Origin of the sequence: Sulfurimonas sp., assembly GCF_018698455.1 — a bacterium.
Classification (GTDB): Bacteria; Campylobacterota; Campylobacteria; order Campylobacterales; family Sulfurimonadaceae; genus Sulfurimonas.
The window spans coordinates 44,645-54,286 of the sequence record NZ_JABIOQ010000017.1; the positions used below are offsets into that span (position 1 = coordinate 44,645).

Here is a 9,642-nt window from a genome sequence, read left to right on the forward strand (position 1 = left end):
AAATTTAGTAAATAATATCTAAATATCACCCATTGAACTGTTATACTGCAGAAATAAGATCATACATAGGTCCCATTAAGCCAACCATTACAAGAGCCATAAAACCGCCTACTATGATGAGAACTACAGGCTCAATAACTTTACCTATATTCTCAGCAAAAAAGTCAACTTTTTCGTAGTAGTGTGCTGAGACTATGTCTAGTTGAGACTCTAATGTCCCTGCAGACTCTCCAATGCTCAGCATTCTTATGACAAAGGAAGGAAATATTTTTGTTTTTAAAAATGATGCTGAGAGTTGCTTACCGCTTGCAATATCATTTGTTATATCTTGAAGCGCTTTTTTGAAAATTTCATTTTCTATGTTTTTATTTAATGTATCCAAAGCACTGAATACTGGTATGCCCGACACAAGAGCAAGTCTTATATACTCTGATATAAATGCAGTATTAAAGCTCAAAATAACATTTTTCATTACAGGTATTTTTAGCAGGTATTTATCTGTATACCAACGAACTTTTCTATATTTCTTGTGTACTACTTTAAATGCTGCAATTAAAACAACAATACCAACAATCATATACCCTATATAGTTTGTAAGAAAATCAGATAGATTCATCATAAAAATTGTTAAAGGCGGTAACTTAACATCCATCTCTTCAAAAAGTTCCGTCATCTGTGGTAACACATAAATCATCCAAACGAACATGGCTCCCATGACAGCAGAAAAAGCAAATGAAGGATATATAAGTGCCGATTTTGCTTTCTTTTTAAGTGCAGTAATACGACGCAAAAAAGAGGCTCCCCGCTTCAGAGTAAGTTCAAGTTGACCAGTCTCTTCGCCAATTTTAATTAGGTTTAAAATCATAACACCTACTACATCTTTGTATAATTCAAATGCTACCGACAAAGATTTACCTCTATTTATATCATCAGCAATTTGAAACAGCATGTTTTTAAACTTTTTATTATCACTATCTTCTGCTAAATCAACAATACCCTGACGAAGAGGTAATCCTGCCTTTATCACAAGCTGGAAATTTTCCATCATTTCAATAACTTCAGCAGGTGTGACTTTCGTTTTCGTTGATGGAATAGCAGAGGAGATAACTGCTGGAATTTCTAATATTTTCAGAGGGAGCACCATATCTCTCTCAAGCATTTTGAGCAGGTTATCATAACCTGTTGCTTCAAGAAAACTGATACCTTTTTGTCCCTGTTTATTTATATTTAAAACCACAAAATGCATTAGTTGACGACTCTCTTTATTTCTTGAATTGTTGTAGTCCCCTGTAGAACTTTTATTTGCCCGTCCTCCTTTATAGAGTACATCCCTTTTTGATGGGCAACTTGCAGTATCTCTTGTGTACTTGCTTCTCTTGTTATTAGAGCTTCTATATCCACATCAATCTCAAGAATTTCCATGATAGATTCTCTTCCTCCATACCCTGTACCTCTACAATTATCACAACCTACTGCATCAAATAATTTGTAGTCCGGATATAAATCTAAAATACGATTTGAAAAACCTTGCTCAAGTAACTCTTCTTTTGTGATTTCTTTAGTAAGCTTACATACAGGGCATAATTTTCGAACTAATCTTTGAGCTATTACAGCCAAAAGCCCAGAACCGATGAGATAAGGTTCAATACCCAGATCGCTTAGCCTTGGAATGGTTCCGACTGCATCATTTGTATGTAAGGTCGATAAAACTAAGTGACCTGTAATTGACGCACGAACGGCTAACTCTGCCGTATCATGGTCTCTTATTTCTCCAACGAGCATAACATCTGGATCCTGTCTCATAAATGCACGGATTGCAGCTTGAAAGTTATAACCTGCTTTTTCATTTAACTGAGTCTGCTTTATGAAAGAAAACTTATACTCAATCGGGTCTTCAATGGTTAATACATTTTTTTTAAGAGAGTCAATTTTACGAAGAGCCGAGTATAGAGTAGTCGTTTTACCACTACCCGTTGGTCCAACTATCAGTACAATACCATAGGATTTAGAGAAATATTTTTCTACCTTTTCAATATTTCTTTCGGTAAGGCCAAGTTGTGAAAGGCTAAACAGAGAAGAGTTTTTTCCTAATAATCGCATAACAATATTTTCACCATTATTGGTTGGTAGTGTCGAAATCCTCAAATCGAATTCTTCATTTAAGAACTCGTAACTAAAAGCACCATCCTGAGGTTTTCTTTGTTCAGAAATATCCAGATTACTGAGAATTTTTATACGGGCTGTCAGCTGAGTATGCAACTTAATCGGTAACGAATAAGTGTATTGTAGCACTCCATCAATACGGAAAGAAATATGGGAAGCTGAGCTCTCTGGTGATATATGAATATCTGTTGCATGATCTTTTATGGCATTATTTAAGAGCAACTCAACGAGATGAGGCGTGTTTATTTCTATATCGCCAAGAGAATCTTGAATAATCTTTGTAATTTCTGCATCAATAGGATTACTTAGTTGGTAATAGAAAATTTCCGCATATCTAGCAATTACTTTCTCATCTTCAACAACAAATTTTACATTTCTTTTCGAGATTTTTCGCAGATAATCAAGTGTAGCAAGATCATTTACCTCTTGTGTAGCTACTGTTAGAGTATGTTCATCTACACTAACAGGTAAGATATTTTTTGTTTTTGCTACACTGTATGGAACCAGCCTTAGAGCTTCAATGGAAGGTATTATAAATTCTAAATTAAGATACGCCAGATTACTCTGCATAGCGATTGCTTGTGCTATTTCACCTGAAGTTACAAAATCTAAGTCCTGCAGGGTTTCACCAAAAAATTTAGGATTTGCTTTTTGTACACCTAATGCTACTTCAATCTGCTCTTTAGTTATAAAATTCAACTCTTCAAGGAGTTGACCTATTGGTTTGTTTTGTGTCATATTTACTCCTAATTTTATGGTTTTCTAGGTGCCATACAGATACCTTAACTTACAGTACAATTTAGACCAATTTCACAATCAGTTTTCTTGTCACAAAAACTTCTTTAGCTTCTTTTTGACATCTTTAATTTTATCTGCTACAGCTGTTCCAGCACTTCAATCCGAATCAATTGTAATAATATATTGTTTTGTTCTTGTTCTTGTAGCTGGTGGATTTTCTGTTGCTACACAAGTAAAAAGTACTGTTCCTGGTGCATCTGGAATTCCTGAAAAATCTGGATCACTAAAACTGATATTATGATTTAATGCAGGTGTACAGTTAATATTGACAGATGATATATTGTTTTCCACATAAAGAGTTGCATTATAATTAACACCAACAGTGCCAAGGGGCAATCTATATGTTATGAATTCAAATGGCTTATCATTACAATTTACATTCCGTTTTAATTCATCGAGGCCAATCCACTCTACAATATCATCATAAAAGTCTACTATATTTACGGGGTTTGGTTCGTCGTCACCTTTTTCGGTTGGTCCATGTATTGTTACTAAATTCGGTGTAACTGATATATCTTGAGCAGTTTGCATGTTGTAGTTTGCTCCGGCTGCTGCTACGATAAATGCTACATTATTTATTGTACGAGCAGGAGAAATGCGATTATCAATAACTGTTAAATTTGTTGTATTAAAAGCACAAATATCAAAATTGTTAGCTAAATTAGAATCGGTAAAATAAGCGATAGGTTTAAGTGTACCAGTATTTGGCGAAAGATCAACATCAAACTCAGCTATGGTAGGCAAGTCTATCCATTCCATGGCATAACCAATAACGGAATCTTTCGCCGTTTTTATCTGCTCTTTTGCTTCTGTTACCTTAGCACTCTCTCTCATGGATTTTAGTGCCTTTAATGACCCTCCGATTATGAGCCCGATAATAATCAGAACAATTGATAATTCAATGAGTGTAAATGCTTTTCTTTTCATCTCTTAATCTCCCAATTCAAACACTCTTTTATATACCGTAGTATATAGTGGATGAATGTTGTCAACTTTCTTTAGAATATTTTTATATAAAGAGGTGGCTTTTTTATCTTGGAGTATATCGAGTGCACGAGCATAGGCAAAAATATTGTAAACATCAGTCGGATTTTTCTCGTAAGCCATTTTATAAAAAGAGTGTGCTCTTTTTGAATCTTCTTTATTTTCAAAATAGTAACCACTAAGTAACATCAGTCTACCACTTCTGTCAATCATAATATAAGGAGAGAGATTACTGTAGTACTCCTCTTGGTTACTTTGTACTGCCCCATAGGCATATGAATAAACTAATTTACCATAATACTGTTCTTTGTCTATAATGGCTTTTGCATCAAACCAGGCCCCACGTTTTCCATAAAGATAACAAAGATTATTTTTAATTTTTTGATTTGTATTTCCGGACGATAGAAGCATTTCGTAATAAATTATAGCTTCACTTTCATTGTTTTTTTGATATGCGTTTTGGGCTTTAAATAAAATATTTGATCTATCAAATTCAGATATTGTACTTTTAGGAGTTCTTGCATTTTGAGAATCTTTTTGATATGATAAAGTAGACTCTGTCTCTACAATGTATGCATCAGTAAACCCAATTTCATAAAACTGTTCAATTTCTGGTTTCAGTTTACTATATGATAAACTTCGAGCATACCTGATTGTCGTATAGTCACCAATTTTATGCAGATATGTTTTACTGCGAAGTTCTTTTGGAACTTTTTTGAGTGTTTTTTTAGCTAAAGTTGCATTATGTGATGAAAACAACTGTATCGCATAAGCCTTTAATAAAAAATTTTCTTTTTGCGTTTGAAAAACTAATGTGTCCGAAGCAAATACAAGCAGAGAAAAACAAAGGGCTGTGAGTATCTTCATTATTGTGTTACCCTAACTCTAATTAAGATAACGAGTTCCCGTTTTTCCTTTGTGTTTATTGTTTTTTTAAAAAGTGCTCCCAACCACGGAATATCACCTAAAATTGGAACTTTTTCTTCTGATTTAGAAATGCTATTATTTATTAAACCGCCTATCAGAACAAGATTGTTATTTTTGGCATATATTACTGTTCCAGCCTCTTTGATGTTCATAACCGGTGCCGTTGCTACAGATACTCCGTCTTCATTAATATAATCAACTACCTCTTCAATACTTGAAGTGATCGGGGTAATATTTAACATGATTTTTCCATCATCCATAACAGTAGGTGTTACACCCATTGTAACTCCATTTAAAACATCTCTTCGATTATATGTTACCTCACTCGTACTAGCTGACCCACCTGTTCCCTGGGTAATTTGAACCTCTTTCTCCCAAAATGGGACAAGCTTCCCAGATGATATCATAGCGGACTGTCCACTCAACACGTTGATACTTGGGTTAGAGAGAGTGTCAACATCTCCTGATTTATCAAGTGCATCTATAACGGCTGAAAAATTATTTGCTGTGTAAGACATTGTTCCTGCAACAGCACCACCTAAGCCAAGTGTTTGCTGTAGTTGAAACTGGTCACCGGTAGTAAATACACTCTCTGATAGAGCATCCCAATTAACACCTAGTGCATGAGAGTCATTTAAAATCACTTCTAATATTTTTGCTTCAATCAACACCTGTTTGTTAGACTGTTCCTTGATTCTGCTTATTACATTTCCAATGGCATCTATATTATTCTTTCTGTCATATACACTTAATATTCCACTAAATTTGTTGAGTGTGTATTTTCCATCAGAGCTCATCAGAGATGCTATATTTTTTTCAAGTTGTTCGTAAAAATTGTTTATATCTTTTGGGTTCTCAAACTTGAGTTTAAATTCACCTTTGATTCCATCTGAACTACCCTCTCCCCCTGCTGAGTTTAGTGTATCTCCTCCAAGTTCCGTTGTATAGGAAGATGATGTGTGAATATAAGGTATTAAAAAGTTTTTTTGCTCAAACTGCTTCACATGTAAAATATTACCTCTTAATTCATAGAAACAGCCAGTGATATTCATAATTATGTCAAGAGTGTCTTTTAGCCCTGCTTCTTTGACGGAAATAGTAATAGGAGTATTGGTATCTACATCCTTATCGATAATCAAATTTAAACCAGATGTCTTTGATATTAAATACATCACTTTGTTAAAGTTTGCCTGTTCTATGGAAAATGTTATTTTTTTATCGTCAAAAACAGAAATCTCTTCATAAACTGAAGGCAGTCTCATTTCAGGTACATTGTTTTTTTGATCTAAATTTTTAAAGGCTTCAATCTCTTGACTTGCAGTTTTCATCTTTGACAACTCTATATCTTTGAGCGAGGGGGTATCATGATTTGAACACCCAGAAAAGAGAAATAATAGTGTAATTACTGGAACAATGAAAGCCATTTTAGTCCTTTGTTAGTTTTTATTTGTACAGAATAGTTTGTTATTTTTGTAACTACTGTAGTATTATCCACTTTGCTACCCACTTTGACTATCAAGTTGTTAATTATAGCAGTTTTATCATCAGGAAACAGTGCTTGAAGTTTGTATGTATAGGTTTTTTCACTAGCAGACTTAACTGAAGCAACTCTAGCACCTTCTTGTTTTTTGTAAAATAGATTGTCAGTCGCCCACTTAGCATTTTTTTTTCTTAACAATGATTTATTTTTAATCTTTTGTAATGATTTATATTTTGATTCAATTTGGAAATATGCATTTGTTTTTACATCTAAATCTTTATTTAAATATTTTTTATATGTTGGAAAAAGATAGTGGGCATTATCTACAATTTCCTTATTAAAATAATAGACTAACAAAGAGATCATAAAAGGTAAAATCAGTAAAAAAAACTGTTTCCTACTTAGATACATTACTTTCTCCATTATATTGCTGAACAACTTTAATTGTTCCTTTTAAACTTGACTCATCCATTTTGAGCTCTCTAAATTCCAAAAATCCATTTTTAAATTTCATATTTACAAAATTAGCGAGTTGATCTTTATCTCCCCTATTAAGGCTATATGATAAATCAATATTTTTTGAAATATTTTCTGAGTAAATATATCTACTTACGATAAAGTTATATTTGTTTACATTATCATCAAAAAATGTGATCAGGTTTTCATCACTATTTTGAGAAGAATTTTGTTTAGTCTTAATTATTGGAAAAATATCATTATTAATCCATTTGTTTATTTGTGACACTTTTTCCATCTTTTTTATGTTTTTTTTGTATTGCCTATTAATTGCTTCAACTTTAAGCTGCTCTATTTCAAACCAATCTATCAGTGTCAACAACAATACTAAGATTGCAAAATTGATGGTAATAAAAATAATATTTCTCATTATCTTCTTCTTTTTCTCAAAATTTCTGTTTTATTTCTCTCTTTTTTAGAACTTTCTATGGTTAAAGTTGTATCAAAATTCATTTTTGAGTAGTCTGTATTATTTTTATATGTACTACTAAATGTTGAATTAATATCTTCAAACTTATTAAAAAAAAGTTTTTCAAATCGATAAAGGTCTTTAAGGCTTCTAAAAGAGTGTTTAAATTTTACATTTAATTCCAAACTCTTGTCAAGATATTGCCATTGTAATTCTTGTGGTTTTAGCAGCTCAATAAGTGGTTTTAATGTCAAGATAAGATCTAAAGGGTGATACTTTAGATATTGTTCTACAATTTGAATATATTTTAAACTTGAATGAAGCTCTTCGATGGAATAAGTATGTGTTTTATTAGCTGTTTTATTTAATTTATCTTTAATTATTTCATAGTTTTGAAGTGAATCAGCATATGAGGAATATTTTTCATAAGTATAAAAGAAACTTATTAAAACAAATATTATCGATGCAGTAAGTAATACTTTTGAAATTATATTATATTGTTTATGTGCTAAAACCGAAGTTGGCAAAAATTGATATTTTTTTGGTATAAACCAGCTTCCTATAGCAAAGATATGTTCCTGAGCTTCTTCGTATTCAAATCCTTGTATGAATGTATTTGGATATAGTACAGTAACCCCTAACTCAGATGACATGCAGATATGCTCTACCATAATTTCATCTATAACTATCGAGCCACTCAATGCAATAATCGAAAAGTTTATTTCACGAAATTGTTGCTGTGCATATGCGATTGATTGGGTAATCCCTTCAACTAAGTTTAACTCTCGAAGTTCTGCATTATCCGCTGTAATTCTATGTTCACGGCTAAAAATAATTGCTTGTTTATGAATAGCGATTATAGTTATTTTATTGGCTTGAGTATGCACTGAAAAAAAGGTCTCATCCTTGATACATTCACACGATATTCCAAGTAATGAAAATTTATTTGTACTCGCACTTTTTAGCTCGTTCAAGTTTTTAATTAATTCTAGTACACTTAGATAATTATCTTCGAATACTCCATCAATTAAATATGTAGTTGTTTCATCATTTATATTTTTCGGTAATGGCACATAGTTGAAAATTAATTTCTTATTAATGTCTACTTCATGTAGTTGCATTAAGATTAAGCTTCTTATAACACTTTCATTATTTATAAGAGATTCGATAGTGATTTTTTCAACTACATCTTCATCTTGCTCAATACTTAAATAATAAGACTTTTTATTTTTTAAAAATTCACTTAACTCAGATAAGTCAATAATTTGCTGATTGATAATAGAAAACTGTTTACCATTTTTTTGTACAAAAAGAACATAAACATAATCATTTTGAATATTCAGGGCATAAAACTGTTTCATTTATTTTTTATCTTTAATAACATATTTTTATATCATATAAGTTATACTTATACTATAGTACCACTTTCAGTCTTATGACAACAAGTTTAATTACCATATTCTACACTAAATTTCTTATGAAATCATATTTATTTGAAAATATCCATCGTATATTCATTTTCTGCACATTTTTAGTTTATACTTCTTTTGAGTAGTTTGTTAGAAGTAATGTTTCGGTACTTAGCTAAAGCGGCTTAGTCTAGTTTGTGCGAAAGTCGGATAATTATTTTCAAACAAAGAAAAGGTTTATCAGAGGCATCAATGTTCTATCACTCAATTATAGCGATAGTCTCTCAAATTTTATGCTGGATTTCGCAATTAATATGGGTAATTATACAAGAGTGTAGAGGAGCGTGCACTTGGTCACACGTAAAGCTGGTGCAGGAAGGAAAGCAATTCTAAATAAGACAAGTGATAAAAAAGTTATTGAAGAACAAATAGGTCTATATCCCCATCAACCTAAAAAAGCTTATGCCATAACAATTGAAAAACTTTCAATACAAATGAGCTATAAAACATTCAAACGATTTTTAAAAAAGTACTCAATCTAAGCTATAAACGAGTAAGAAGAGATACAGCAAGAAAACCAGATTCAACATTATGTAAAACAAAGAAGAAAGAACTTGAAGAATTAGAATCTAAAGCACTTACCGCTGCAATAGATGTCGAATATTTCGACAAAAGTGGATTTAATCTTAATCCAAATCTACCTTATGCTTGGAATAAAATCGGAGAGACACTCAGCATCCCATCAAAGAGATCTGGAAATTTAAATGTTCTTGGATCCCTCAATAAAAATAAATCTATTTTATTCGCATCAACTACTAATCAAAGAGTAGATACGGAAGTCGTAATCGCTTATTTTCATATCTTCGCAGAAGAGATTACTAAACCAACAGTTGCAGTTGTTGACAATGCATCCATACATACAAGTAAAAAGTTTAAAGATACGCTACCAATATGGG

The 9,642-nt window shown here is 32.0% G+C and carries 11 protein-coding genes and 1 pseudogene; 2 read left to right on the plus strand and 10 right to left on the minus strand.

Annotated features, from left to right (window positions below):
* Positions 1-40: 40 nt before the first annotated feature.
* The 9 genes and pseudogenes from HOG88_RS02800 to HOG88_RS02835 all read right to left on the minus strand — a co-directional run bounded on the left by HOG88_RS02800 (position 41) and on the right by HOG88_RS02835 (position 8,638).
* Complete coding sequence (locus tag HOG88_RS02800) at positions 41-1,246, minus strand: type II secretion system F family protein (RefSeq protein ID WP_295002920.1); 1,206 nt, start codon at positions 1,244-1,246, stop codon at positions 41-43.
* Entirely contained in the window at positions 1,246-2,901 is a 1,656-nt protein-coding gene (locus HOG88_RS02805) for a GspE/PulE family protein (protein ID WP_295002922.1), read from the minus strand. The genes HOG88_RS02800 and HOG88_RS02805 overlap by 1 nt, the downstream gene beginning before the upstream one ends.
* A gap of 156 nt (positions 2,902-3,057) precedes the next feature.
* Positions 3,058-3,795, minus strand: a complete 738-nt coding sequence (locus HOG88_RS02810; protein WP_295002924.1) for a hypothetical protein — start codon at positions 3,793-3,795, stop codon at positions 3,058-3,060.
* 27 nt (positions 3,796-3,822) lie between these two features.
* Positions 3,823-3,888: pseudogene (locus tag HOG88_RS11880) on the minus strand (prepilin-type N-terminal cleavage/methylation domain-containing protein); the annotation flags it as partial.
* Positions 3,889-3,891: 3 nt separating this feature from the next.
* The gene (locus HOG88_RS02815) at positions 3,892-4,812 is read right to left on the minus strand and encodes a hypothetical protein (RefSeq protein ID WP_295002926.1); all 921 of its coding nucleotides are present in this window, start codon (positions 4,810-4,812) and stop codon (positions 3,892-3,894) included.
* Entirely contained in the window at positions 4,812-6,296 is a 1,485-nt protein-coding gene (locus tag HOG88_RS02820; RefSeq protein ID WP_295002928.1) for a hypothetical protein, read from the minus strand. The genes HOG88_RS02815 and HOG88_RS02820 overlap by 1 nt, the downstream gene beginning before the upstream one ends.
* On the minus strand, positions 6,275-6,763 hold the full coding sequence (locus HOG88_RS02825; RefSeq protein ID WP_295002930.1) for a hypothetical protein: 489 nt from the start codon (positions 6,761-6,763) through the stop codon (positions 6,275-6,277). Before HOG88_RS02825 ends, HOG88_RS02820 begins: the two co-directional genes overlap by 22 nt.
* A complete protein-coding gene (locus HOG88_RS02830; RefSeq protein ID WP_295002932.1) occupies positions 6,750-7,238 on the minus strand; it encodes a hypothetical protein in 489 nt (162 codons plus the stop codon). Before HOG88_RS02830 ends, HOG88_RS02825 begins: the two co-directional genes overlap by 14 nt.
* Positions 7,238-8,638 (minus strand): hypothetical protein, encoded by a 1,401-nt coding sequence (locus tag HOG88_RS02835; RefSeq protein WP_295002934.1) that lies wholly within the window; start codon positions 8,636-8,638, stop codon positions 7,238-7,240. The genes HOG88_RS02830 and HOG88_RS02835 overlap by 1 nt, the downstream gene beginning before the upstream one ends.
* A gap of 398 nt (positions 8,639-9,036) precedes the next feature.
* Between HOG88_RS02835 and HOG88_RS02840 the strand changes: the two genes are divergently transcribed.
* A complete protein-coding gene (locus HOG88_RS02840; protein ID WP_295002936.1) occupies positions 9,037-9,228 on the plus strand; it encodes a hypothetical protein in 192 nt (63 codons plus the stop codon).
* A 1-nt stretch (position 9,229) separates the two neighbouring features.
* Here HOG88_RS02840 and HOG88_RS02845 read toward each other — a convergent pair whose 3' ends face one another.
* Positions 9,230-9,358, minus strand: a complete 129-nt coding sequence (locus HOG88_RS02845) for a hypothetical protein (protein ID WP_295002938.1) — start codon at positions 9,356-9,358, stop codon at positions 9,230-9,232.
* Here HOG88_RS02845 and HOG88_RS11885 point away from each other — a divergent pair.
* The coding region (locus HOG88_RS11885) for a transposase (RefSeq protein ID WP_367234427.1) at positions 9,336-9,642 on the plus strand (307 nt) is incomplete at its 3' end. The genes HOG88_RS02845 and HOG88_RS11885 overlap by 23 nt on opposite strands.